This is a genomic window from Alteromonas sp. ABV4_515 (assembly GCF_056160345.1).
The window spans coordinates 104,552-131,362 of sequence record NZ_JBSWWZ010000001.1 but is presented as its reverse complement, the minus strand read 5'-3'; the positions used below and the strand labels follow the sequence as shown (position 1 = coordinate 131,362).

The 26,811-nt window shown below is 47.4% G+C and carries 19 protein-coding genes; 6 read left to right on the top strand and 13 right to left on the bottom strand.

Annotation, left to right across the window (positions count from 1 at the left end; all coding sequences use genetic code 11):
• Positions 1-90: 90 nt before the first annotated feature.
• Positions 91-849, bottom strand: coding sequence for a ParA family protein (locus ACXAGX_RS00530; RefSeq protein WP_474821760.1), 759 nt, complete (start codon positions 847-849; stop codon positions 91-93).
• A 215-nt stretch (positions 850-1,064) separates the two neighbouring features.
• Here ACXAGX_RS00530 and ACXAGX_RS00525 point away from each other — a divergent pair, with 215 nt between their 5' ends.
• On the top strand, positions 1,065-2,228 hold the full coding sequence (locus tag ACXAGX_RS00525; protein WP_474835966.1) for a tetratricopeptide repeat protein: 1,164 nt from the start codon (positions 1,065-1,067) through the stop codon (positions 2,226-2,228).
• On the opposite strand, the gene ACXAGX_RS00520 is transcribed toward ACXAGX_RS00525, so the two are convergent.
• The 5 genes from ACXAGX_RS00520 to ACXAGX_RS00500 form a co-directional block, all read right to left on the bottom strand.
• Complete coding sequence (locus tag ACXAGX_RS00520; RefSeq protein ID WP_070125477.1) at positions 2,225-3,064, bottom strand: isopenicillin N synthase family dioxygenase; 840 nt, start codon at positions 3,062-3,064, stop codon at positions 2,225-2,227. The genes ACXAGX_RS00525 and ACXAGX_RS00520 overlap by 4 nt on opposite strands.
• Positions 3,065-3,254: 190 nt before the next feature.
• Positions 3,255-4,466 (bottom strand): NupC/NupG family nucleoside CNT transporter, encoded by a 1,212-nt coding sequence (locus tag ACXAGX_RS00515; protein WP_070125476.1) that lies wholly within the window; start codon positions 4,464-4,466, stop codon positions 3,255-3,257.
• Between the two features lie 15 nt (positions 4,467-4,481).
• Entirely contained in the window at positions 4,482-5,105 is a 624-nt protein-coding gene (gene udk / locus ACXAGX_RS00510) for a uridine kinase (RefSeq protein ID WP_070125475.1), read from the bottom strand.
• A 163-nt stretch (positions 5,106-5,268) separates the two neighbouring features.
• Positions 5,269-6,231 (bottom strand): hypothetical protein, encoded by a 963-nt coding sequence (locus tag ACXAGX_RS00505; protein ID WP_474821747.1) that lies wholly within the window; start codon positions 6,229-6,231, stop codon positions 5,269-5,271.
• Complete coding sequence (locus tag ACXAGX_RS00500; protein ID WP_474835965.1) at positions 6,215-7,009, bottom strand: type 2 periplasmic-binding domain-containing protein; 795 nt, start codon at positions 7,007-7,009, stop codon at positions 6,215-6,217. Before ACXAGX_RS00500 ends, ACXAGX_RS00505 begins: the two co-directional genes overlap by 17 nt.
• 916 nt (positions 7,010-7,925) lie before the next feature.
• Here ACXAGX_RS00500 and ACXAGX_RS00495 point away from each other — a divergent pair.
• A complete protein-coding gene (locus ACXAGX_RS00495; protein ID WP_474821743.1) occupies positions 7,926-11,096 on the top strand; it encodes a TonB-dependent receptor in 3,171 nt (1,056 codons plus the stop codon).
• A 79-nt stretch (positions 11,097-11,175) separates the two neighbouring features.
• Here the strand turns inward: ACXAGX_RS00495 and ACXAGX_RS00490 are convergent, their stop codons facing one another.
• The 4 genes from ACXAGX_RS00490 to argR form a co-directional block, all read right to left on the bottom strand.
• Positions 11,176-12,657: an efflux transporter outer membrane subunit gene (locus ACXAGX_RS00490; RefSeq protein ID WP_474821740.1), complete on the bottom strand. Its 1,482-nt coding sequence runs from the start codon at positions 12,655-12,657 to the stop codon at positions 11,176-11,178.
• 3 nt (positions 12,658-12,660) lie between these two features.
• Positions 12,661-15,807 carry an efflux RND transporter permease subunit gene (locus ACXAGX_RS00485; protein ID WP_474835964.1) on the bottom strand — a complete coding sequence of 1,049 codons (3,147 nt, stop codon included), beginning with the start codon at positions 15,805-15,807 and terminating at the stop codon, positions 12,661-12,663.
• On the bottom strand, positions 15,807-16,979 hold the full coding sequence (locus ACXAGX_RS00480) for an efflux RND transporter periplasmic adaptor subunit (RefSeq protein WP_474821734.1): 1,173 nt from the start codon (positions 16,977-16,979) through the stop codon (positions 15,807-15,809). The genes ACXAGX_RS00485 and ACXAGX_RS00480 overlap by 1 nt, the downstream gene beginning before the upstream one ends.
• Positions 16,980-17,221: 242 nt before the next feature.
• Entirely contained in the window at positions 17,222-17,686 is a 465-nt protein-coding gene (argR, locus tag ACXAGX_RS00475; RefSeq protein ID WP_070125469.1) for a transcriptional regulator ArgR, read from the bottom strand.
• Between the two features lie 225 nt (positions 17,687-17,911).
• Here argR and mdh point away from each other — a divergent pair, with 225 nt between their 5' ends.
• Complete coding sequence (gene mdh, locus ACXAGX_RS00470; protein ID WP_474821729.1) at positions 17,912-18,850, top strand: malate dehydrogenase; 939 nt, start codon at positions 17,912-17,914, stop codon at positions 18,848-18,850.
• A 117-nt stretch (positions 18,851-18,967) separates the two neighbouring features.
• On the opposite strand, the gene ACXAGX_RS00465 is transcribed toward mdh, so the two are convergent.
• The 3 genes from ACXAGX_RS00465 to ACXAGX_RS00455 form a co-directional block, all read right to left on the bottom strand.
• Positions 18,968-20,266, bottom strand: coding sequence for an NADPH cytochrome P450 oxidoreductase family protein (locus ACXAGX_RS00465; protein ID WP_474821726.1), 1,299 nt, complete (start codon positions 20,264-20,266; stop codon positions 18,968-18,970).
• A gap of 27 nt (positions 20,267-20,293) precedes the next feature.
• A complete protein-coding gene (locus ACXAGX_RS00460) occupies positions 20,294-20,890 on the bottom strand; it encodes a PepSY-associated TM helix domain-containing protein (protein ID WP_474821722.1) in 597 nt (198 codons plus the stop codon).
• Positions 20,891-21,031: 141 nt separating this feature from the next.
• A complete protein-coding gene (locus tag ACXAGX_RS00455; protein ID WP_474835963.1) occupies positions 21,032-23,410 on the bottom strand; it encodes a TonB-dependent hemoglobin/transferrin/lactoferrin family receptor in 2,379 nt (792 codons plus the stop codon).
• 192 nt (positions 23,411-23,602) lie between these two features.
• On the opposite strand from ACXAGX_RS00455, the gene ACXAGX_RS00450 reads away from it, so the two are divergent.
• From ACXAGX_RS00450 to ACXAGX_RS00440, 3 genes are read left to right on the top strand one after another with little or no spacing between them, the layout of a single operon-like run.
• A complete protein-coding gene (locus ACXAGX_RS00450) occupies positions 23,603-24,391 on the top strand; it encodes a DUF4198 domain-containing protein (protein WP_474835962.1) in 789 nt (262 codons plus the stop codon).
• 9 nt (positions 24,392-24,400) lie between these two features.
• Positions 24,401-25,303 carry a calcium-binding protein gene (locus tag ACXAGX_RS00445; RefSeq protein ID WP_474835961.1) on the top strand — a complete coding sequence of 301 codons (903 nt, stop codon included), beginning with the start codon at positions 24,401-24,403 and terminating at the stop codon, positions 25,301-25,303.
• A complete protein-coding gene (locus tag ACXAGX_RS00440; RefSeq protein ID WP_474835960.1) occupies positions 25,303-26,745 on the top strand; it encodes a DUF2271 domain-containing protein in 1,443 nt (480 codons plus the stop codon). Before ACXAGX_RS00445 ends, ACXAGX_RS00440 begins: the two co-directional genes overlap by 1 nt.
• Positions 26,746-26,811 lie beyond the last annotated feature (66 nt).

The following is a 26,811-nucleotide window of genomic DNA, read 5'->3' as shown; positions in this document are numbered from 1 at the left end:
GGGAAAGCCGCGCTAACATTATCTACGATAGTTTGCCTGAAAAGTTTGCCTAACGCCTCGGATCTTCGGCGGCCTGAACTAATACATAGTTTAATCTACGTGTTCTAGCTCCTTCCACAGTGCAGCGAGTTGCTGACTGACTTTGTGAGACGGTGCATAAAAGGGTAATGGCACGCGTTTAGAATGCGATTCCTTCACCTTTACCGTGCTATTTATCTTACTTTCCATGACAGGCAGGGATTTCTCCTTTAACAAGTCAATCAAAGTCGTGGGGAGTTTTGCCTGTGGGTTGAATTGATTGATGATAATGCCTTCTAATTGCAATTCCGGGTTATGGTCAGAACGGAGTTCAAGAACATTATCAAGTAAGCGATCTATCGCTTGCACGGAAAAATCGTCACAGTCGAAAGGGATAACGAAACTGTCGGCGGCAATCAGTGCAGCCTTTGAATAAAAATTAAAGTTTGGCGGGGTATCAATGTAAACCCGGTCAAAGTCTGCTTCGAGTGCCTGTAAGGTCTCTTTCAACTTGAACATTTTGTAGCGGGTTTCAAGTTCCCGTTCTAGCTCTGTCAGGCTTGGATGAGCTGGCAGAACATATAAGTTTTCGAATGCGGTTGGACGCACAAATGCCGAGGGAGGTTGAGGTTTAGAAAACCATCCAACTACCTGTTTGAACATATCAGCCACCGTCACACCATCATCGTTAATGTCTATTCCACAATAGTGTGTGCTGTTGCCTTGCGCATCTAGGTCTACCAGTAACGTGCGAAGGCCATTGCGGGCACTTTCAGCAGCCAGATTCGTGCTGATAGTGGATTTGCCCACGCCCCCTTTTTGATTAAACACAACGCGCTTCATCTCGTCCCTCGGTGAGAATGTGAGTTTCAAGTTTAAAATATGCACAGCTTTGGCGGCCGTTGTAAAGGTGGCCAGTTAGATATGAATGAAAAAAATCAGGATATGACCAGTGAAAGGCATTTTTTAGGCTTAATGTAATAAGTATGTTAATTATTTTCTGACTGGTTATACTTACTGAGTGCTCGAGAATAAAGGTAGCAATTATGTTTGAAGTTTTAAAAGCTATTTTCGTGACCGGCCTTTTACTTTTAATTAGCGGCTGCACTGCAGGGCGCCTATCTACAGTTGACCAACAGGCACTCTTGAAAGATGGGTATTTCCCGCACGCCCAAAATCATGCAATTGAAACTGCAGAGCAGGTGTTTTCACTCAGCCCGGAAGCACAGCAATTCGTTATAAACTCACAAAATGCCAATAAAAAACAATTGGAGAATATTCGCGGGCTGGTTCAGGCCTTTTTTGATGAAGAGCAGGCGGGCATACGCTATCTCACCAATGCCAATACGGTTGCTGCAGATACCTTTGCGAACCGCGAGGCCAATTGTCTGTCACTGACTATTATGGCGTTTGCCATGGCCGAGTTTGCAGGCTTCTATCCTACTTTATATGAAGTCAAAATTCCGGAATACTGGGTTCGACGGGAAGGCACCAGCTTACTTAATGGTCATGTCAATTTACGCATTACAGTGCCTACAGGGATCCGTAAAACAGTACCTTCTAAAAATTATGTCGATGTAGATTTCGATCCACAAACGATTCGACAACGTTTCCCTCGCATTCAGGTCAGTAAGCAAAAGATTCTTGCGATGTTCTATAACAACAAGGGAGCGGATGCGCTACTGGTTGGTGATGAATCATTGGCTTATCGTTATTTTTCTGAGGCGGCTACAGTGTATCCGGGGTTCGGTGGTACTTGGGCTAATCTCGGTGTGCTTTATCGACGTGCAGGCGCTTATCGGGCTGCTGAAGCGAGTTATCAGCAGGCCATAGCCTTAGACGAAGAGAATTTTACGGCGTGGGAAAACTTGGCGCTGCTTTACGAACTGCAAGGCAAAAATAGCGACGCTGAAGAAATAATGACAACGCTGAAAGCCAAACGCGATAACAATCCGTTTTATCATTTTATGCTTGGCGAAGAAGCGTACGAGTTGGGGGAGTCGGAATTGGCGTTAAAGCATTATTCCCGCGCTATGCGTTTAAATCGGCAGCGCCATGAAATACTTTTTGGCTTGGGTAAAACGTATTTCGAATTGGGTGAAATTGATAAGGCGGCAACGTATATAAAGTTGGCAGCCCGGTTTGCACCAGGCCGCCACGATGAGAAGCGTTATTTGAGCAAATTGCCCAGTTTGCAAAGTGCCCTTTAGATCACGCCCAGTTCTTTCAGGCGCTCATGCAGGTAGGATTTCGCCGTGTGACGTTCTGACAGCACAACATCAGGTCGCGGATGCAGAAACAGCGGCAGTGAGATCCGTGATTTGGTCACATCGGTGCCCGCAGGGTTAATTACCCGGTGTGTGGTTGATGGGAAGTAATGACCAGAAGCCTCCTGCAACATATCTCCAATGTTAACTATCAGGTTACCGAAGTCGCAGGGCACGTCGATCCAATTGCCGTCTTTGCCTTTTACCTGCAGACCAGGCTCGTTCGCTGCCGGCAGAATGGTAATAAGGTTAATATCTTCATGGGCGGCAGCACGAATCGCATCAGGTTCTTCATCGCCTTGCAGCGGTGGATAGTGCAGTACACGCAGTAGCGTTTGATCGCTGTCTTTTATCATATTCGACAATGGCTGACTGTAGAGCTTACTGACATCTTCTGGAGAATGATCTTCAATCCAGCCTAACAATTCGCGAGCCAGATCGTTGGCTTTGTCATAGTATTCAGCCAGTTGTGGACGCAGCGCTTCTGGGCACTGACCCCACGGGTAGAAGTGGTAATATTCTTTTATGTCTTTTTTAGTGAAGCCCTTGGCAACTTCAGAAACGCTTTGCGGAAAAAAGCCATCCTGCGTCCCTTTGTTATAAACATAATTATTCTTGTCTTCACTATCGAAGAATGTCTGCCAGTTCTGGTAAATTCCGGTAACCATTGCCTGGCTGATTGGGTGGTTTTTCAGTACACCAAATCCGGTTTCGCGTAGTGATTCCACAAACGCTTCCTGGGCATTGGGAGCCTGATAATCAACAGCTTCTAATTGCATTACGATACCCTCAAAAAAATGAATGCCGAATTATAGGTAATACCGGCCTTTCCGAAAAGGTTATGCGGTTGACATAAGTCAATTCCGGGCCTTATCTATGGCCAGTTTTCGTTACAAAAGCTGACCAGTTAGTCTGATTTATAGTGCTAAAAAAGTGAGCACTGCTCACTTCTTCAGATTTTCTGTCGTATTAGCCTAGTGAAAGGTAGAAACCGGCCAACGAGGCGCTCAGCAAGTTGGACAAGGTGGCGGCAAAGATGGCCTTCAGTCCTAATTGCGCAATTTCTTTTCGTCTTGTGGGCGCCATGGCGCCAATGCCACCCATTAAAATAGCGATAGATGAAAAGTTAGCGAAGCCACAAAGCGCAAAAGTAATAATAGCCTGTGATACTTCAGAGAGCTCTTGTTGATGCTGAAGGAAGTCAAGGTAGGCAACGAACTCATTTACCACGAACTTTTGACCGATAAAACTTCCAGCAAGCTGCGCTTCGTTCCACGGTACACCAATTGCCCATGCAAGCGGCTGAAGCACATAGCCGAGAATGCCCTGGAAAGTGACATCTTCATACCCAAATAGTGCGCCGGCCCAGCCAATTAAGCCATTAAGCATGGCAATCAGCGCGACGAAAGCCAACAGCATAGCACCCACGTTTAAAGCTAGCTGTAAGCCTGAAGCTGCGCCACTGGCGGCTGCATCGAAAACATTCGCATAGCTGGTTTCAGACGCATCAATATCTTTAAGGTCGTCTTTAGCACTTTCTGTTTCGGGCAACATAATTTTTGCCATTAACAGTCCACCCGGCGCTGCCATGAAGCTAGCAGCAAGCAGGTACTTTAACTCTACGCCCATCCCGGCATAACCCGCCATAACCGACCCGGCGATAGACGCGAGTCCGCCTACCATTACAGCGAACAATTCAGAACGCGTCATGTGCGGTATAAACGGGCGAACAACCAGCGGCGCTTCTGTCTGGCCAACAAAAATATTGGCCGCGGCAGACATCGATTCTGGACGACTGGTGTTGAGTACTTTTTGTAAAAAGCCGCCAATGAGGCGAATAACCCAGTTCATAATGCCGAGATAGTAAAGTACGGCAATTAAGGAGGAGAAAAAGATGATGACCGGCAGCACATTAAAAGCAAAAATAAAGCCGAGAGATTTATTGCCCACAGCACCGAAAACAAAATCGATACCTTGTTGGCTGTAACCGATTATGTCACCGACGAACTCAGTCATCGCCAGCAGCATCTGAATACCAGGCTCGAAGTAAAGAATGAAGGCGCCTATTAACGCCTGAATTGCAAATGCTCCGCCTACCGTGCGCCAGTTAATCTTATTACGATTTGAGGACAGCAGGAACGCAATGCCGAGCAAAAGCACGATGCCCAGTAAACTCACCATATTGATTTTCCTTTGTTATTGTAATGCCTGTTGTATGTGTGACTTGATCACATCCAGGGCTATTTGGTTTTTGCCACCTTGGGTGACAACCACATCCGCTGTGAATCGGCTGGGTTCAATAAACTGATGATACATGGGCTTCACGGTCGCTTCATACTGCTTGGCGATGGATTCCATGGTTCTGCCTCTTTCTTTCACATCTCGCATCATTCTGCGCATTAAGCAAATATCGAGTGGTGTGTCGACAAAAATCTTGACGTCGTAAAGCGGCAGTAATTCAGGTCTTGCTAGTAGCATAATACCTTCAAGAATTATTACTGGAGCAGGATTAAGCCTTTCAGTATCGGGTAACCGGGTATGCGTTTTAAAGCAATAATGCGGATAATGAATGGGTTCGCCTTTACGCAACGCTTGTAAATGCGCTTTGAGTAGTTCGTGCTCAAATGCATTTGGGTGATCGTAGTTATTCTTCTCGCGGGCTTCCATGGGCAAGTGATCTTGTGCGCGATAGTAATGATCTTCGCGAAGTACCTGTACAGGGCGGCCTTGCGCGCTAAATGCATTTAACAGATTTTCTGTAAAAAGTGACTTACCAGAGCCCGAAGCGCCGGAAATAGCAATAATTAATGGTGACTGCATAACTCAAGAGGGAAAATTTATCTCTTGCAAAGATACGCATTTGACCCTCGCGAATCAATGTAAAATTCACGATAAGATGGAAGAACAGCTAACTTTGCGTGTCAGTGAAGAGAGTCTGAACGCTTATTTTTGCTGTATTTAGGTGTGGTTATGTGTTCGTTAACTATTTTCCGATAACAATAATGTCCTCTTCAGTAATCGGCGGTAACGCAAAAGAATGCTGCTTAGAGCGAGAGCCTTCGCCCTGTGCTCTAGGCGGGTAATACTTTTCCTTCTCAGCAAGGAACGGCTCGAAGGTTTCGTCTAATGCTGCTCGTATTTCACTTAAGGTTTTATCGAGATTGGCATTAAAGTCGGGTTTTTTACGTTTGGTATGCCCCAACTCGATCAGACGTAAGAAAACGCGATTAGCGAGATTGATCAGTTCCTGAGGAACATCTTTGTTCTGAGGCAGGTTGGCATCGGGGTTTTCAATGCAGTAACGCACTAAAGCGGTGTAGAAGCAAAACGGCTTGTTTTGCATAAGAATGGCCCGGCCATCCACTCCATTGCCAATTGATTTTGTATTTAAATCAATAATTAACTTCGGTTCGGGCGGCGGTGGAATATCCTTCAGGGCCGCTTTTTTGCTTCGCGTTCTTGGCTTAACGCCCACGAGTATGGGGGCCATTATTAACGCCGCTAGAATCGCTAACGGGTGCAGGCTTACCGAAGCGTATAAAGGCTTCATAGTGAGGCCGATTATGATTTGCTGCTCGGCTGTCTGCAGTTTCATCAACATGGTCGATGACCATTCGTGACCCGTTTGATTATCTATACTGACATGCTGAATCTGATTAAGATAAAGGGGATAGTCTTGTTCGTAGAGATAGCCGTTAATTCTTGATAAGTAGCGCAGAACAGCGGCATCGTTTACCGGCGTGTTGAGTGTTTGATTGCCCACATCCAGGTAGCCGAGGTCGAGGCTTACCCGACGCTCAATCCGATCAAGGGCATTGTGACGCTCAGTATAGGCGCCAACGGTCTGGCCCAGCATTATAAAAGTTTGAAACAGTGCAAACAGTAATAAAGCAACCGCGGCCGCTTTACTCCATTGGGATGCGGTCATTTCACTGAGCGTTTGCATCAGCACATGGCTCCTTTATATCTACTTGTTGGTAGTACTTTTTAGTTTGTGTCGCAGCCACTTCCTTAATAATATTCTGAACGGCACATTTTAAGTCGGTGTTGCGGGTTTGCATTTTGAGGTACCAACGCATCCCACTGACACTGCTTTCAAGCGCAGTAATGTAGCTTTTCGACAGCGTCTCAGCATCATTCTTATCCCAATAAGAAGAAATGATATCGACTTCCCCAGATAACAAACCACGGCGTAATTCTTTGTGCGAGCTGTAATAGTGAAGGCTGACATTATTGTCGTTTAAATCGAGTGATTTGAGTACGGTTTTAGGAACAATATGCCCGGAGCGGCTGCTGGGATAATCGAGAATACCGATACGTTTTCCTAATAAATACTCTTTAGAAAGCTCGGGCTTTTCTCGCAACGCTATGAAGTAAGCGGTGTAGTCGGGATGGGAGGCTAGCTCTTGGTAACCGTATATTTCACTGGCGCCGAACGCATTCACCACATTGTTCTTTACCAGCGCTAAATCACTAACGCCATGATTTATATAACGAAAAGTGTCGTAGTCATTTTGCCCAACGGTGATTTTCACATCGCCGAACTGTCGCTTTATCACTGAGTTTGTGCATAGGGCTGTTAATATACTCTCCGAGAATGTTTGCTCAGTGAGATACACGTCGAAGTCATCGCCATTAATAGAAAGGCGTTCATTGCAGCGTATAATTTCACCAGTTTGCGGAGAAATCTCAGGAAATTCTTCATATCTTTGAAAAAATCCCACCACAACGCAACAAACTGCAATGAGTATTGTTAGTGACGTGCGAAATTGGCGTAGAAATGAAAAACTGCTCAACGGATTTAAGTTACGTAGCCTTATTTAATGAGGGGATTTCACCAGTTAAGCTTATTTAATGCAATAGGTAAGTTTATTTTAGTTGGGTAAGGTTTTGTATTTATTGGTTTTTTAATCAATAAAGCTGAATTCCAATAAACGGTGTTTATCTAACCAATTTAATCGTTGAATAAGCCTAGCTGACAGCATGCAGTTAGTTCTCGGGCTTTTGCGTAAATTTTCCAGACCAACTGTTCGGAAAAATAATAAAAAAATCAGTATAGTCAGTGCGTTAGAATTGAATATCTTTTCTCCACTGTCATAAAGCTGAAATAAAACTCGATAAGAATTGCTGCCGGTTATCAGTCTATGCCGGTAATAACATTTTTTTCTGTTTTGATGTTGTTACCGTTTGTTGATTCTGACCTCAGGAAAAGTCAATTATCCAAAGTGCATGACTTTTCCTGGGTCATAGTCACAATGCGGGCGCACACCATTACTAAAAGAAGCCGACCCGTAGCAGCCAATGTGGTCAGAATTATGGTCACCTGGCGTCAGAAACTTAGTCCAGCCATTCGCAAGGATGGCTGGTCATTTTCCTTATCTTTGGAATTGGCAAGTATCTGCAAAACTAGGACTAGATAGAATTTCTAAAATCAGCTCATTATAAACAAGGCAGTCAGCCTGGGAATATGTTCTGATTTTAAGAGGATTGCGTGAATTTCGGGCAAAAAATTACCAAACAATGTCACATTTCTGACATTATGAATGCTCAAAATCGCGGGGAGAAGTTATCTCGTAATGTTGGACAACAATAATTAGCCAACGTTCAGGTACATTTTTATTACGATAGGGAAACACACACATGTTTAACAAGTCTAAGCTAAATCGTGTAGCTTTGGCCGTGGCGATGTCTGTTGGTTTATCCACAGCAGCAATGGCTCAGGAAACATCATCTGGTATCAGCGGTACGGTTGTATCTGCTTCAGGTCAATCTGTAAGCGGCGCAACTATTACCTTATTTGATACCCGTACGGGATCTGTAAAAACACTAACTAGTAATTCCGACGGTGTATTTAACACTCGTGGTCTTCGTGTTGGTGGTCCTTACATTCTGAAAGTTGAAGATGCACAAGGTTCGCGCATCATTGAAGATGTTTTCCTGAACCTGGGTGAGCCTCTTAACCTTACGGTTAAATTAGAAAACTCTACAGACGTTGAGCAAATCACAGTTACTGGCCGTGCTTCTGCCATGATGACTGAAACCAGCGGTCCTGCTTCTTTCTTCTCTGCTGAAGACTTGCAAGCACAACCAACAGTTGACCGTGATATTAAAGATATCGTGGCACTTGACCCACGTATCACTATCGACCAAACAAACTCCAACGCTATTCAGTGTGGTGGTGCAAACAACCGCTTCAACAGCCTGAGTGTTGATGGTGTTCAACAGAACGATAACTTCGGTCTGAACAGCAACGGTTACCCTACTGAGCGTCTACCTTTCCCATTCGATGCAATCGATCAAGTTTCTGTTGAGCTTGCTCCGTTTGACGTTGAGTACGGTGGTTTCACAGGTTGTGCAATCAACGCTGTTACCCGTTCTGGTACCAACGAGATTCACGGTAGCGTGTTCTACGATTACACTAGCGACAGCATGCAAGGCGACAGCATTGACGGTAGTGACATTGACGTTCCTGATTATGACGAAAGCCGTTACGGTGTAACGCTTGGTCTGCCTATTCTTAAAGATCAACTGTTCTTCTTCGGTGCTTACGAAAAGCACGACCCAACCGAAATTTTTGAGTTTGGCCCTGAAGACGGTAATTTCGCTAACCCTCTGAACGGTTTGACTACCGCAACTCTGGAGCAAATCGCTTCTATTGCTCAGAACCAATACGGTTACACTGTAGGTCCAATCGCTAGCTCTGGTGCTGAGAAAGAAGAAAAAGTACTTCTGAAACTGGACTGGATCATCAATGATGACCACCGTGCATCACTGACTTACCAGAACACAGACGGTAATACCGTTTCTACTACTGACTCTGGTTCTTACGGTTACGCATTTACTGACCACTTCTATCAGCGCGGTAACGAACTGACTACTTGGTCTGCACAGTTGTTCTCTACTTGGACTAACGATTTCGAAACTGAAATGCGTTTAGGTCACCTGAAGATTAAAAATGGTCAGCGTTCATTCACTGACAACCCAGACTTTGGTGAGTTCCTGATTGAAGACGTAAATGGTTACGAAGTTCACTTCGGTGCAGACGAATATCGTCAGTCTAACGTTCTGAACTACGACACAACCAGCGCGAAATTTGCAGGTACTTACTACACTGGCGATCACACCATTCTTGGTGGTATCGAATACGGTTCAACAGACGTATTTAACCTGTTTAACCCTGGTTCAGAAGGTCTGTTCACATTTGCTACTCTTGAAGACTTTGAAGCTGGCCTGGCTCAAGAAATCGAGTGGAGCATCCCTGGTTCACTTGACACGAACGATGCAGCTGCGTCTTTCACATTCGAGAACATGGCTGTTTACCTACAAGACAAGTGGTACGTAACACCTGATCTGTCTGTTACCTTTGGTCTGCGTTACGACAGCTGGTCTAGTGATGATGCGCCAGACGCTAACAGCCGTTTTGAACAGCGCTACGGTTTCACTAACGGTACCAAGCCTGATTTCGACCTGTTGCAACCGCGTTTCAACTTCAACTATAACGTTGACGACTCTACCTTTGTATACGGTGGTGTCGGTCTGTTCGCTGGCGGTAACCCAAATGTTTGGTTGTCTAACAACTATTCAAACGATGGTATGCGCATTCTGTCTACTACCGTAACTCGTGGTGAAGGTAATACTGCGGCGGAATTGGCCGCTCTTGACGCTTCTAACACTGCTAACTTCGGTTACGAAGTTCCTGGCTACTTAGAAACGCAACTGGTAGGTGGTGACGGTGCTGTAAATGCATTAGACCCTGATTTCGAAGTACCAAGCGTTTGGAAATTTAACGTAGGTGTTCAAAAAGAACTGGGTTATGAAGTACTTGTTGGTGCTGACGTAATCTACTCTAAGCTGAAGAACACTGCGAAAACTATCGCGCTTAACGCTATCGATACCGGTGAGCGTAGTGCTGATGGTCGTATCATCTACACCAATGCCGACATGCTGGACCCAGCATGTATTGCTGATGTAAATTCTGCTGATTGTAGCAGCCGTTCTGCAACAGACTTCCTGCTGACTAACTCAGATGAAGATGGCGATAGCTTTGTTGGTTCATTCTTCGTGAAGAAAGACTTCGAGTTTGGTCTGAGCACTAACTTCTCGTATGCATACACTGATGCAGAAGAAGGTAGCCCAATGACCAGTTCAACAGCTTCTTCTAACTACGGTAACCAGTCTGTTGTTGATTACAACGAACCAGGCGTAGCAACCAGTAACTACGAAACTAAGCACCGTTTCGTATTGAACCTGACTTACTCTACTGAGTTGTTTGAAGGTTATGCTTCTCGTTTCACCATCTTCGCTCAACGCGTAGCAGGTAAGCCTTACAGCTATAACTTCGACTACGATCCAGGTTTTGGTGACCAAACGCCTTGGGAAGACCGCAGCCTGCTGTACGTTCCACTGGAGAACGATCCAATCGTATCTTACGGTGAAGGTTTCGACCTGGAAGCATTCAACGCATTCGTTGCTGAGAATGGCTTAGAGCGTGGTCGTATCCAAGACCGTAACGAGCAAAACTCTGACTGGTGGTCTCGCGTTGACTTTAAATTCACTCAGGAAGTTCCTGGGCTGATGGATGGTCACAAAGGCGAAATCTTCTTCAACATCAGAAACCTGGGCAACCTGTTGAATGATGAGTGGGGTGTATACCGTCAGGTTAACTTCGAATACAACAACCCTGTTGTTGATGCATCACTGCTTGACGATGGCACTTACCTGTACACCAACTTCGATGGTGACCAAGGTCAGCGTATCAACCAGGATTCTTCTTTGTGGTTCATGCGTATTGGTGTTCGCTACACCTTCTAAGTTGACTTAGATAAAGCACAAAAACCGCCGTCTCTACGGCGGTTTTTTTTATACACGTAAAAACAACAAGCCTCAGTTGTTACTCACCGGCAGTTTCTGCACTGCCATCATCGAAGTCACCTAAACCACCACCCATCACCCGGTAAAGAGTAATGCGGTTACTTAAATCAATTAGCTGCGTAGAAATCAGTGACTGCTGAGCACTGTAAAGAGTGCGTTGTGAGGTGAGGGCATCCTGAAAACTGTTCACACCATTTTCATAGCGGGCCAGTGACAGATGGTAACTGTCTGATGCTACATCGACTAAATCCTGCTGCGCGCCAAGCTGACGGGCAATGGTGCCCCGTCTTGCCAGCGCATCTGCCACGTCAGAAAATGCGGTTTGGATGCTGTACTCATAGGCGGCAACCATTTTGTCCCGGTTTGCCTTGGCGTAATCAAGTTGTGCATCGTTGGCGCCACCGGTGAAAATGGGCACCGAAACAGAAGGGATAAGGCTCCAGATGGTGGAAGCACCACCGGTAAAAATGTCAGCAAGCACATTACTGGCCAGCCCTCCGGTAGCGGTTAGCGTAATAGACGGGAAGTAGTTTGCTCTGGCGGCGCCGATATCTGCATTGGCCGATTTAAGGTTATGCTCAGCGGCCAGAATATCTGGTCTGTTAAGCAGAATGTCTGAAGTTAACCCTGCCGGGATCACGCTGATGAAATCATCGCTTTCTGGCAGGCCATCAGGCAACCATTGCTTGTCTACGCCACTGCCTGCAAGCAACATGAGGGCATTAATATCCTGCGCGACCTGCGTAGTATAACTGGCAATATCTGCCATTGCGGTGTGATAGGTGGTTTGCGCATCCAGTACATCGACTTTTGAGTCCACGCCCAGTTCATTACGGCGGCGGGTGATCTCCATGGCTTTCTGCGCGTTTTCTGCGGTTTCTTCTGCCAGCTTCAGTAAGCTTTGGTCCGACGCTAGTGTCAGCCAGGCATTGGCGGTTTCGGCAATCAGCGTGATCTTTGCCGCTCTAGCGGTCTCCACAGAATAAAGCCAACTTTGCTTATCGGCTTCTGTTGCACTCTGGTTCTTGCCGAAAAGATCAATTTCATATCCGCTTAAGCCAGCATCCGCTTCATAACTGGTACTTACAGAACCGTCTGACGATTTCGCCCGCGTACCGGTTAAACTTGCATTAACAGTAGGAAACAATTCAGCCCGCTGAATGCGATAGGTGGCTCTTGCTGCCTCTACATCTGCAAGGGTTTGTCGCAAATCGCGGTTGTTATCCAGTGCCGTCTGAATCACTTTCTGCATTCTGTCGTCAGTAATGAACGACTGCCAGGGCAGCTGTAAAATGGCGTTGTCTTCCTTGGTGTCAGCGTCCTGCATCGAAGTTTGATCAACCTTCGTTGTATCTGTGTAAGCCTCGCCTGTTGGCCACTCAGCGGGCACCGGTGATGCAGGGCGCTCATAGTCCGGCGCCAGAGTTGCACACCCGCTCAGCGACAGGGCGACAACGACGGCGCACAGAGATAACTTGCTAAAATGACGTGTAGGTTGCATTGATTACTCCTTATCCGCAGCAGTGTCATAGACGGGCTTTCTGGCCGGAAACGCGGTTCTTACCAGTACGAAAAACATGGGAATGAAGAATATGGCCAGCAAAGTCGCGGTTAGCGTACCGCCCAAGATACCTGTTCCTATGGATATCCGACTGTTTGCTCCTGCGCCACTGGCTACTGCCAGGGGCAGAATACCGAATATAAATGCCAGCGACGTCATAATGATTGGGCGAAGGCGCAGGTTGGCCGCCTCTGCGGCTGCTTTAGTGGCGGATTTTCCTTGTTGATAACCTGCCTCGGCAAATTCAACAATCAGAATGGCATTTTTTGCTGACAGGCCGATGGTGGTCAGTAGCGCTACCTGAAAATACACGTCGTTCTCCAGGCCCCGGAACGTAGCGGCCAGCGCAGCTCCGATTACGCCGAGCGGAATAACAAGCATCACAGATGACGGGATAGACCAGCTTTCATACAGTGCTGCCAGCGACAGGAATACAACCAGTATTGATACAGCATACAGGTATCCGGTCTGGCCACCGGACAGTTTTTCCTGGTAAGACAAACCTGACCAAGCGTAAGAGATTTTATTACCACCAATTTCCTGAGCAAGCTTTTCCAATTCATCCATGGCTTCGCCTGAACTTACACCGTCAGCGGCACTTCCCTGAATTTCAAAAGATGCCAGGCCATTGAACCGGCTGAGTGTCTGGGGCATTTGAGACCAGCTGGCAGTGGAAAATGCAGAGAATGGCGTCATCGTGCTGTCACCGTCACTGTTCGTACCGCGTACATACCATTGACGCAGATCGTCCGGACTGGAACGAAAAGTGTTATCTCCTTCGACATACACCTTTTTTACCCGACCATCATCGATGAAATCATTCACATAGCTGCCAGCCCAGGCGGTAGTAAGTGTGTCGGCGACGTCAGGCAGACTTAAACCCATCGCCAGTGCTTTCTCGTTATCGATATCAATATCCAGTTGCGGTGTATCGCTCAGCGTACCCTCCCGGACGCTGGTCAGGAGCTGACTACTTCTGGCCTTTTGAAGGATCTGATTTTTAATGTCAGTGAGTTCTTCCCGGGTCGTTCCTGCAGTGGCCTGGAGCTCGAAGGTAAAACCATTACTTTGACCAAGGCCATGAATAGTAGGAGGCAACATGGCGATGACGGTGCCATCCTTAATACCTGACAGGTTCATCATCAACCGGTTTGCGATTTCCCTTGCCCCTTGACTGTCATTCTCTCGGTCACTCCAGTCTTTCAGCGATAAGAAGCCCATGGCAGTGTTTTGACCATTCCCTGAAAAACTGAAACCTGAAATCGTGAAGGTATGATCTACGAGATCGGATTCGTTGTCGTTAATGTATTGCTGAATTTGTTCTGCCACCGCCTTTGTGCGTTCAATAGACGCGCCAGTAGGTAAGTTCACCATCATCATAACGTCACCCTGATCCTCTTCCGGTAGAAAGCTGGTTGGCAATGACATCATTAAATAGCCCATGGCCGCCACGATACACAAGTACACAGCAACCCAGCGTTTGGGGTGCTGAATAACTTTGTTAGTTTGCGCGGTGTAGCGCTGAGTCGTGCTATCAAAAGTACGGTTGAACCAGCCGAAAAAGCCTCCGGTGCTGTGCGTTGAGCCTGTGGGTTTTAAAATGGTGGCACAAAGCATAGGCGTGAGCGTCAGTGCTACCAGCACTGAAAGCAGCATGGAAGAAATTACTGTTATGGAGAATTGACGATAGATTACTCCCGTTGAACCTCCAAAAAATGCCATGGGCAGGAATACCGCACTTAGTACCACAGCGATACCAACCAGTGCAGAAGTAATTTCACCCATGGACTTGATTGTTGCTTCGCGGGGAGGCAGGCCTTCATCATTCATTACCCGCTCAACATTCTCGATGACAACAATAGCATCATCAACCAATAAACCGATGGATAACACCATGCCAAACATGGTCAGCGTATTGATGGAGTAGCCAAAGAGGCTCAGGACTCCGAAAGTACCAAGTAATACCACAGGTACAGAAATTGTGGGGATGATAGTAGCCCGCCAATTTTGCAGAAACAGCCACATCACCAGTACTACCAAAACGATAGCAATAAGCAGGGTCTCGACGACCTCCAGTATGGAAAGTTTGATAAACGGGGTGACATCTTTGGGAAATGCCAATTTGTAGTTATCTGGAAAATTGTTCTGCAGATCAGCTAACACCGACTTAACCTGCTCAGAGGTGTCCATTGCGTTTGCTCCTGGAGCCAGCATGATAGCAATACCGGATGCCGGATGACCGTCCATGCGTGGAACGGAACTGTATGTTTCGCTGCCCATTTCTACCCGCGCCACCTGAGAAAGGCGGACATCGGTACCGGCATAATCTGACTTGATGACGATATTTTTAAAATCATCTACAGTTTGCAACATGGACTGCGCGGTGACGGTAGCATTCAGTTCCTGTTCATTATTTGAAGGCATCGCGCCAATACTTCCTGCCGGCACCTGTACATTCTGGGCTTCCAGTGCTGAAGTGATATCCGAAGGCATCAGCTCGTAGCCCGCGAGTTTGCCCGGGTCCAGCCAGATCCGCATTGCGTATTGCGAACCGAATACACGAATATTACCCACACCACTTACCCGCGCGATGGTGTCCTGCATGTTCGACGCAATATAGTCTGAAATATCGAACACGGAGTCAGTATCGGAATCGTCATAGACGGAAGCAATTAATAGCATGTCAGATTGAGATTTGGTGACCGTGACCCCTTGTGATTGGACAGAGGAGGGGAGTCGGGAATTCACTTGCTGTACTTTGTTCTGAACCTGGACCTGCGCGTAATCGGCGTCTGTTCCTTGTTTAAAAGTCAGTGAGATGCTGGCACTGCCGGCAGATGAACTGGTAGAAGAAAAATACAACAATCCGTCAAGACCAGTAAGCTGCTGTTCCAGTACCTGTGTAACGCTGTTTTCCACTGTTTCGGCGTCAGCGCCGGTATAAGTTGCACTGATATTGACCGTGGGAGGTGCAATATCGGGATACTGGGAAATTGGCATTGACATGATAGAGGCAGCGCCCGTAAGCATGATGATAATCGCAATGACCCAGGCAAAAACCGGTCTGTCGATGAAGAATCGGGCGAACATTACTCATTTCCTCCCTGATTTTTCGCTTTCGGCGCTGCCACTCTGCCATCTTCGTTCAGCGTGACTTCAGTAACGGTGATGTCTGTACCGTCCTGTAAACCGTCGATGCCTTCCACTATCACTTTTTCACCGGCCTTGATGCCGGACTCAGTCAGCCATTTATTACCGGTGGCTTCCTGCAATGTCAGCGGCCTTTTCACTGCTTTATTCCCGGAAGCTACCCAAGCAAAAGCATTGCCTTTATTGTCAAACTGCACGGCTTGCTGGGGTACAAGAATCGCGTTTTCGTCTACCGCCACGGTGACTTTGGTGCGGATAAACATGCCAGGCATGAGAATGCCGTCCGGATTAGGAAACGTTGCCCGCAAGGTAATAGAGCCGGTGGCTTCATCAACAGCCACTTCATGCATGGTAAAAGATCCGGTTTCGTCATATTCGGTATCGTTTTCCAGCATGGCGACCACGTCCCGGGAGCCAGATGTTACGCCATCCCGCTGCATCATGGCGCGGCGGGCAAGTACACCTTCGCTGGTTTCGGTCATATCAATATAAATCGGGTCGAGCTTGCGAATGGTGGTTAACGCCGTGTCCTGCCCCTGAGTCAGTAATGCGCCTTCGGTCACATTAGAAATGCCCGTACGGCCACTGATGGGGGCAGTGATACGGGTGAAAGCAAGATTAACGTTGGCAGAATCCAGCGCTGCCTGGGCTTTCGCCAGTGAGGCCTGCGCGACCAGATAGTCCGCATGGGCGTTATCGGCATCCTGTTGGGAAATGCCTTCTATTTTTAATAAGTTCTGGTAGCGCTCATCAATAAGCCGGGTTGACTCCACAGACGCTTTGGCGCTTACCAAGTCTGCTTTTGCTTCGTTCACGCTGGCGCGATAGGTCGAATCGTCAATCTGATAGAGTAGTTGTCCTTTTTCTACAAAACTGCCTTCTTCAAACAAACGCTGTTCGAGTACTCCGCCCACCTGTGGCCTAATCTGAGCGGTTTGTTGTGCAACAACCCGACCTTGCAGCGTGCGGGTAATTGGGAATGTTTGTGCGGCTATCGTAATTGCGCTAACGGCGGTGGCGCGGGGCGCAGAACGTTGACTTTGTGTGGTGTCACTACAAGCTGAAAGGGTAAGCAAGCTGGTTATAACACAGAGTGTTGCGGCGATTTTCATGGCAGGTTCCTTGTCTAAATCCGGGACCGACGACATCTTGGGGTTTCGTCAGTCTGATGGAGCCGAGTGTATCGACAAGGTGGGTTAAGGCTGGGTTAACGTCGGTTTTGCAGCAGATAAAATGTCAAAAAAATAGGATGAATCTAATAAATGCCTAGCGTCTTCACGAATAAGAAGTAGTGGGCAACAAAAAAGCACCGGAGATGGTGCTTTTTGTCATTACGCTAACGTAGTGAAGCTCATCAAACGTTATCGAACAGGTTTTCTACTCGCTGTCTGAGATCTTCAATTTGGGTAACATCGGCTGGCGCGATGAAAATGGTGTCGTCACCAGCAATGGTGCCCAGCACGCCGTCTTTCTGGCTGAGTGAGTCCAGCAGTCTTGCGATAAGCTGAGCCGCTCCCGGGCTGGTTCGAATGATGACCATCACGTTATTGTGTACAATATCGAGCACGAGCTGTTTTAGCGGGCTTTTCGCTGTAGGCATGCCAAGTTCGGGTGGTAAACAATACACCATATCACCACGGGCATTTCGCGTTCTTACCGCGCCAAACTTACTCAGCATACGTGACACTTTCGATTGGCTGATGTTATCAAAACCCTGTGATTTCAGGGCTTCAACGATTTCTCCTTGAGAGCCGAAACTTTCGTCTTTGAGAATTTCTTTGAAGGCTTTGATCATCTTTTCTTGTTTTATATTAGCCATATTTACCTGTCATATTTGGTGTTTAAGGGTACAAACCGCTATTATTGTGCCGTAGTCTTTCCATTTAAGCAATATTTGTGCATATTAATTCAAAATCATGCATAATCTTGCCGCTTATACCCAATATGCATGCATAAGACCATTGGGTGATTGAGTTTTTACGCGCGTTGATTTACTGTGACGCTCCGTTTTTTTGACGAGTAACTATTCCATAGGAGAAATGGTATGAAAGTAGCCGTGTTAGGTGCTGCCGGTGGTATTGGTCAAGCGCTGTCATTGTTGTTGAAAACACAATTGCCAGCAGGTTCTGAATTAGCGTTATATGACGTTGCGCCAGTTGTTCCTGGTGTTGCTGTTGACCTGAGCCACATCCCCACCGCGGTGAAAGTTACCGGTCATGGTAAAGATGATCTGGGCGATGCGCTTAGCGGTTGTGACGTTGTTCTTATTCCAGCTGGTGTTCCTCGTAAGCCTGGTATGGACCGTTCTGACCTGTTCAACATTAATGCTGGTATCGTTAAGAACCTGATCGAAGGCGTTGCTGATCACTGTCCTTCTGCTTGTGTTGGTATTATTACTAACCCAGTAAACACCACTGTTGCTATCGCTGCTGAAACGCTGAAAGCAAAAGGCGTTTACGACAAGAACAAACTGTTCGGTGTTACTACTCTGGACGTGATCCGTGCAGAAACTTTTGTTGCTGAACTGAAAGGCCTGGACGTATCAAGCGTACACGTTCCTGTAATCGGTGGTCACTCTGGTACTACTATCCTGCCTCTGCTGAGCCAGGTTGAAGGTGTTTCTTTCACTGATGAAGAAGTTGCTAGCCTGACTACACGTATCCAGAATGCGGGTACTGAGGTTGTTGAAGCCAAAGCTGGCGGCGGTTCTGCGACTCTGTCTATGGGTCAGGCTGCAGCACGCTTCTGTCTGTCTCTGGTTGCTGCTATGCAAGGCGAAAACGTGGTTGAATACACCTACGTTCAAACTGACGACAGCGACGACGCAGCATTCTTCTCACACCCTGTACGTTTAGGTGCAAACGGTGTTGAAGAAATCCTGCCTTACGGCGAGCTGAGCGCTTTCGAACAAAAAGCGAAAGACGACATGCTGGAAGGTCTGCGTGGCGACATCAAAATTGGTGTTGAATTCGTAAACGGCTAATACCGAAACGAATTGCAAATCTATTGAAGGCCGACTGTTTAAGTCGGCCTTTTTGTTTTTTGGCTTTTGTGTGATTCAGGTTAGGTATCGATAAAACGGGCCCTACGAATCGTTTTGTTAATACACATCGCGATGATAGCGGCGGGCATCGATAAGCTGGGTGACGGTATCTTCACCCAACATAGTGCTAAGCGTGTGATGTATGCCTTCGCCCATTCCGGCATAGCTTCCGCAAACATAAATCTGGCCACCATTATCAACCACGTCTTGCAGATTTGCCATTTGCAGGCTCAGGCTTTGCTGTACGTAAGAAGGATGTTCCTGACAGCGTGAAAAAACGCGATTTAGCGTTGTTGCGTGGGCTTGTTGAATGGATGGCTCTATTACTTTCGGAAGTACATCGTCGTTGTCGGGCTCGCGCTCTCCATAAATGACGTAAAGGCGGCGGGACGGCTGTTTAGCCGCGTGAAGCCACTGAGAGCGAATGCCGGCGAGCCCACTGCCTGCGCCAATCAGCAGAATAGGCTTTGCATCTTCAGTAAGGTAGCAAGACGGATTCCGATGAAGTTTACCGCGAACCGAGCATCCAATGTCGAGTTGACGGGAAACCCAGCCAGATGCTTTACCCAATTCACCATCCGGTTTAATCACCAGCCTGATAATGAGCTTCACAATGCCCTCTTCAGGAAGCGAGGCGATGGTGTAGCTACGGGCTGCGGCTTGCTCTTGATCGCCTGAATTAATGCCGGGCAAGATATCCAGAATGTCGCCAGGGTGCCACGAAAACGCGTCACTAGCCGGTCGTAAATCAATTTCAAATAATGGTCGGGTGCTATCGTTATTAAGCTGTCTGCGATTCACCAGGGTAAATTGCTCAAATTCAGATTCGGTCTGCACGCTCGTATCTTGCGTAAGTGTACTGTCACTTCTGTCCCTTTTTTCCAGTGCCGTTGATGCTACTGCCCCCAGCGCTTTTAACCCTTTTTCGATTTGTTCTCCAAACGCGCAAAAGTGAGGATATTTGCTGTCGCCCAATGCAATGACATTAAAATCAAGGTGCGACAAATCGGTTGAGCTGGTGTTAGCCTGGTTTAATCGTCTTAGAAATGAACGGCCGTTATCCGGTGGTTCTCCATGACCGTAAGTACTTACTACAAATATAGCCCTTTGATATTCAACTAGCTTCTCTAAGGTGATAGCGGAAAGCGGGCGGGCTTGTGTGTGGTGATTGTTCGCCAGTTCCTCTGCAACACCTTGTGCAGTCCCGGTTTGGCTTGCGTAGGCAACTAACAGTTCACTGTCGCTGATATGAGTAAATAAATACCGGCCTTTATGACGCCAGAATAAATATCCCACCCACACCAGATAAAGTGCAACCAGCACGAGAGCCAGTATTAAACGTTGTGATTCAGTCACAATGGAAACTCCCTGTTGGTGTATCTACTAGTGAATGAAAACGAGCATGATGAATACCGGAATAAGTAACCCTAGCGCGGTGACTGGCCAAGTTGAGGCTTTATGTGGAGCTTGCTTAAGCAAAAGTTGTAAACCGGTAATGGTAAAGATAATCACCACCGCGGAGAATATATCAATGAACCACGACCACACACCGCCGGTATTGCGGCCTTTATGTAAGTCGTTGAAATAGGCAATCCATCCTCTGTCAGTGCCTTCATAAACCAGTTCGCCCATTTCTACATCGATAGACAGCCAGTGATCTTGCCCAGGGCCGGGCCAGGAAACGTAAAGCTCCACGCCATCCCATTCGCCTTCTTTATCTGAGGGGGGCGCGATGCCGTTGTCTGATAACCAGTTGCGCAGCGAGCGGGGCAGCATCACCGGGCCTTCCTCCAACGAATCGAGTGAGGCGAGTTGATCGTCGGGTACCGTTTTTTCTATGTTGGTTAGTTGCGGAACAGCATCTATATCGGCTGCATGATTTAAGGTGATACCGGTGATGGCAAACATAAGCATACCGACCATACAGATTGCGGCAGAAATCCAGTGCCACTGGCGGGCGCTGCCTAGAGAAAATCGCATAATGTTACTCAACTTGGACAAACGGAGTCTGGGGCGACCAGAATAATCTGGTTATGATAATACGAATTATTATTTTTTGAAGCAAAGCTGGCCCACAAAGTGGGCCAGTAGTCTCTGTCGTTGGGCGTTTAACCCTTTTTATCAGAATACGTAGGTAAGATATACGCTGCCATTTCTGCCAGGCTCTGAGAAACGCTGGAAACCATTACCCGAAACGCCTGAGAAGAATCCGCCGTTACCTGAACGCAGGTTTCTCACTACGCCCCAACGGTAATATTCTTTATCTGTCAGGTTGTATAGCGCCGCCGTCAGTCTCAGATTATCTGTGATTTGATAAAATGCGGTGAGGTCGAATGTTGTCAGGCTACCAGGATAAAAGAACGGGCCACTGCCATTGTTAAGCGATGCAAAACTGTTTTGGTCGGCATTGTTGTCCATTTTGGCGGAATACATACCGTGCAGTTTTACACCCCAGTTGTGATCTGTCGCCAGATAACCTAACGACAAGGTTGCCGCATCCGGTGCCAGTGTCTCCAGGTCGTTGCCTCTGTCGTAGAAGTCAAAGCTGTCTTCACTGAGCGGTACATATTCAGATTTATACTCACCGGATATGGTGGAGTACGCGAACTGTGCGGTAATGTTGTCGGTCAACATATAGAAAGTGCTGAACTCAAGACCTTTAATGGCAATTTCGCCACTGTTACGCGGTTGAGTGTAAGTATCTTCACTCACGACCGACACCGTACATTCGCCTGTCCAAGGGCTGCAAGATTGCGTTGTAACGTCAGTGCCATAAGCGTTGGAGAAAGTTTCACTCTGAATACGGTTGGTGTAATTGGTTTTAAAAGCCGTGATATTGACATATCCACGTTCGAAGTTTGCCTGATAGCTCACTTCATAGTTTGTCGAGCGTTCAGCGTCTAGTTCGGGATTCGCTACCTCATCGAGATCCTGATAAACGTCGCCGGTGACAATGTCAGTAATCTCATCACCAGAATTGGTGCCGAAATAAAGTTCCTGTAGCGTCGGGGCTTTGTAGCCCTGGCTCACTTTAGCCAGAATTTCATGTCCCTCGGCAACGGTATAGCTCAGTGCCAATTCACCAACCAGCGCATTGAAGCTGGCATCTTGAACGCTTAGCCCGGTAGGATCCGAGAAGTTTTCAGACACCTCCGGCTCATACTCTGTTCTGTCGTAGCGCGCGCCAATGTGCAGGTTAACTGCATCGTTCAAAGCCATGGTATCGGTGGCATAAAAAGAGATTAGCGTTTTATCTGATTTAGGGACAAATGCCTGATCGAGAATAGGGTAACCATCGAGTAGAGCTGCGCTGGTGGTTTCACCATCGTAGCGGCGATCGTACATAATATTGTTTGACTCGGTTTTCTGATAAGTCAGGCCGTATGCAATATTGTGGCTGATATCACCTTCGATGAGTTTGGTGAGATCGACATTGAAATTTGTCGACTGCTGCTCAAATTCGCGGTCTTCCTGACGCAGTATTACGGAACCCTGACTGTTGAATAGGAAGGATGTCAGACCCGACGTATACAATTCCTGATAATTTGCCTGAAGCTTTATTGTGTCGAAGAACGGGTTATTGGCATTTTCCTGTTCGTAAAATACACCGTAGCGTTCACGATTGTTTTCATCGTAACTGGAAAAATCGAAGTAACTTGCCGTTGTACCTTCCGCCGGTTCTCTCGACAGCGGCAGACCATCGGTTGAACGGTCGGTTTTTTCAACAACAACACCGAAGCGGCTATTTTCATCCAGGTTGTAAGCAAGCTTCAACATCACAGCATCGCTGGTATTATCCATCGGATCAGCCTGGCCTCGCGCAGCACCAAAAATATCTTCGCCATTGCTGTGAGCTTCAGTTTCATCGCTCTGACGGCGAGTATATTGCAGCAGGCTTTCAAAATTACCAGTACGATTGGCCACGGTACCGTGCATCAGCCACTCGTTTGAACGAGAGTCGAAACCTGTTTTTACTTTTCCGCCCGTGGCATCACCCGTTAATGGCAGAAAATCGGCGGCGTCGTTAGTGACATAAGACACTGCACCCGCTAACGCGCCAGAACCGATAGCCACAGAGCCCGGCCCCTTTGAAATGGTCACCGTTTTAACGTGCTCTAGTTCAACCTGGCCGCGACTTGAGCCAAACATACCGTAAGCGGCAAATGTTGACGGGTTAAGGGTTTCACCCTGAGCGACACCATCAACCAGTACTGCAACCGCATCACCGCCTAATCCCCGGATATTAAATCCATCATCACCAAATCGGTTGCCGGTATCGTTTATCTGAACGCCAGGAATGTAGCGCGCTGTATCTTCGATGTTTGTGATGGAATCCAGTGCTATAGCTTGCGCATCGAGTGTAGTTTCATTTTTGTTGTACTCAATGGCGTCTTCGCTTTTTACTTTGGTAACAGCAAGTTGTTCTTTTTCTTGGGCAAAAACGTTGCCTGACAGGATCGCCGTAACTGCAAAACATAATGCAGTGCGTTGGAAAGTCATGATTGGCTCCATGCGGTAGTGTTGTTTTCGTAGATTTTTATGTTTGCTTTGACTGCTTCAAATAAAGGGTGAGTAGTCGACGTCACGTTACGGACAACCGAACGGGTCAGCCAAAGTCGATGAGGATAATATTGATAATAATTCGTATTTGCAATAAGATCCCTCCACTTTTTACAACCAGGAAACACAAAAATGAATAAAACCTCCCTGGCGCTGGTCTGTGCGGGCCTGCTTTTTATCCCAGCCTCTCAAGCGCATACGCCGTATCTAAAACCTTTGAGTTTTGAACCGGTTAGCCGCGACACTGTGACCTTGGATGCGTCGTTCGCCGAGCAATTCTTCGTACCAGAAGTGGCGATCAGCAATGCAAAGTTCGATGTTGAAACGCCAGACGGCAAACTGTCACCTGTTGAGACGGTAGTGGATTTAAAAACGCGAAATGTGCTTGAGCAGGCAATGGAACAGGAAGGCACTTATCGCTTCTCCACCGGGAAGCGCATGGGAGCAATTTTCAGAGTTTACGACCTCAATGGTGAGCGTGGTTCCATGAGAGGCAATGAGAAGCCGTTGCCAGAAGGCGCTACATTAACTGAGCACTTTCAGTCGGTAACCAGTGCGGTGACTTATGTAACGAAAAAAGGCCCTACTGATACGGTATTGGCAGCCAGCGGACAAGGTCTTGAGTTGGTACCTAGTACTCACCCAAATGGCTTGTTTAGAGGCGACACGTTTGCATTCACGTTAACTTACGAAGGCGAGCCGGTAGCTAATGAAAAAGTCACGCTGTATCTGGCTAACGACCAGTTTAGTGAAGAGTCTGATTTCCAAACGCTTACCACAAATGCCAAAGGGGAAGCGTCGGTATCATTGAATTCGCAAGGGTTGTACCTGCTTCAGGCCCGAGTAAAAGCGCCTGCACCAAAGGGTGCTGACGTGCCGGTATACAGTTACACCACCACACTTACGTTAGAAGCATTCTGAGGACGAACAATGAAAATTAACTCTGTAATTATCGCTACTGCGCTGCTCTCTCAGCTGGCTATGGCCGCTCCGCACAGTGCCAGCGGCATTATTCTCACTTACGATTTAGACGGAAATGAAAAGCTGTCGCTGGAAGAGTTTGTTGATGCCCGCCGACAACGTTTTGCCGCTACCGACACCAACCACAATGGTACGCTGGAAGAAGATGAGTATGTGTACGAGTGGGAAGGGAAAATGACCGCGCGCATGCAGGCCGATCGAAAAGCTTCCGTAAAACAAACGTATATTCGCTTTAACGCTATCGATAAGGATGACAACAAGCAGATCACCAAAGCGGAAATGGATGCAGTGGGTGAGCGAGGCTTTGATTTTATGGATCAGGATAAAGATGGCGTTGTTCTGGCGTCTGATCAGGATCCGGTACGTGAAGGCCGAGCTGATAACAGCGATGATAAGCCGAAATTGGAACAACGCCCCATGTTACGCATGCCGACTACCCATAACATCGAGGGCTTCATGGGGTTGTACGATACAAACGGTGACGAAAAAGTCGATAAAGCAGAATTTCAGGCTGTCAGAGATGAGCAATTCGCCCGAACCGATGAGAACGGCGATGGTGTACTGACAGAACAGGAATACGTGCTCGAGTTTGAAGATCGTCTGGATGCACAGTACGAAAAGACTTACGACGGCCAAGTAAAGCAAACCTACGTGCGTTTTGGCGTGCTGGATAAAGATGAAAACGGTCACATGACTTTTAACGAGTACATGCAGTCTGGTTTCCGCTCTTTCAGTCGCTACGACACCACCGGTGATGGTTTCATCACATTAGATGATCCCGCGCCTGTTTTTAAACGTGAAAGCACAGAAAGTGACGATAAGGCAACGCAAACTGCGAGCGTGAATAATTAATGAAACGCAGCTTCATTGTATTCATTTGGAGTGCCTGTGCAGCTTTTGCTGCACAGGCGGCAAGCCCGGCCGCTCACTCCACTTCAGAAAATAACTCCTCAGCAACACTCGCAAACTCAGCACACACATTTCATATTCAGCAAGCCGATTATGACGTTGTCATAAAATTGGTTGGCGGCTATGAAAAGGTTAAGCAACAGCCGTTGGCTGAGCTGGTGCAAAACACCGCGGAAGTGTTGGCAGCACAAAGTAAACTGGTAGCCGACTTGTCACGACCTGGCGCTCACGATGTGCCTACATGGATATTTGAGGGCCTGGCGAAGTGCGAGGATTGGTTTCATCTCTCCGAAGGCAAAGTGAGTTGCCGTAACGGTGCGCTTTATCAGTATTGGCATCAGTACGTGGCTGGAGAAGGCACGCTGGAACGTCGAGAAGCGCGGAAGCTGGCAAGAGCATCTAGAGTGACCAAAGTAACGTTAAATACGCCATCGCAACTGCTAATGCCGGAGATCATGCCAGATGCGCCGTTCTGGGATTTCGGTTTAATCGGAGATGCATTACTTGCAAACCGAATCGCCAAGTATCTTCAGCAAATCGTAGGCGAAGACGGCGCATTTTCTATTACGGTAAACAACACGTCCATAACCCATGAAGGCAAGTCACCTTCTGGCTGGACGCTGTTTGATAAACCAGTTATGGAACATCACGAGGTGTTTTCCGGTGCCATCATAAATACTGCTACCCGCAAGGTGGTGACTGGGGCGGCAGAAAGTGGGGTATTGGATAGCAGTGATGGTTGGCCTGCGTCGGGCTTAATCTCCCACGTGGTTGCACCCAATGTGTTTGATGCCGCGATAGTGTCGCAACTCGCCGTGGTCACTTCTACCACGCAACTTAACGATTTTCTGGTTGATAAGCCTGAGGTACTGGTTAAGACCACCGATCAAAAGGGAAGGGTGAACACTACTGAGGGTTACTTTGCATTTTGGCAAAATCAGCACGACACGGCCGTTAAACCATTAACCATTGATGTGACGTTGCCGCGCTTTAACGTGCCGGAATATCACGGCCCTTATGTTTCTGTGTGGTTAACCGATGAAAATGCGCAGTTGATTAAAAGCCTGTCAATTCGAGGTGATAGTCAACGCTGGCTCACCGAATTGAGAGTGTGGTGGCGAAAAATAGGTAGAACCCATGAAGACTTCATTGATGGATTCGCCGGTGCAACTCGTAAGAATAAGCCGCTGCATGTGCAATGGGACGGGTATGACGAACAAGGACAGCCGGTAAAGCAGACTAAACTTGTACTGAACGTGGAAGTCGCGCGGGAAGACGGTGGTCGGAATTATCAGAAAATCCCGCTCGATTTAGATGTGTTGATGAAACAGCCTTTACATACTGTGGGGAAGGGGGAAATTGGTGAAGTGTCCGTCTCTTTGTAGCAATAGTGGGAGAAGCTAGCGCACTTGCTGACAATGCTTTAAATGTAAACATACAAAAAAGCCGTC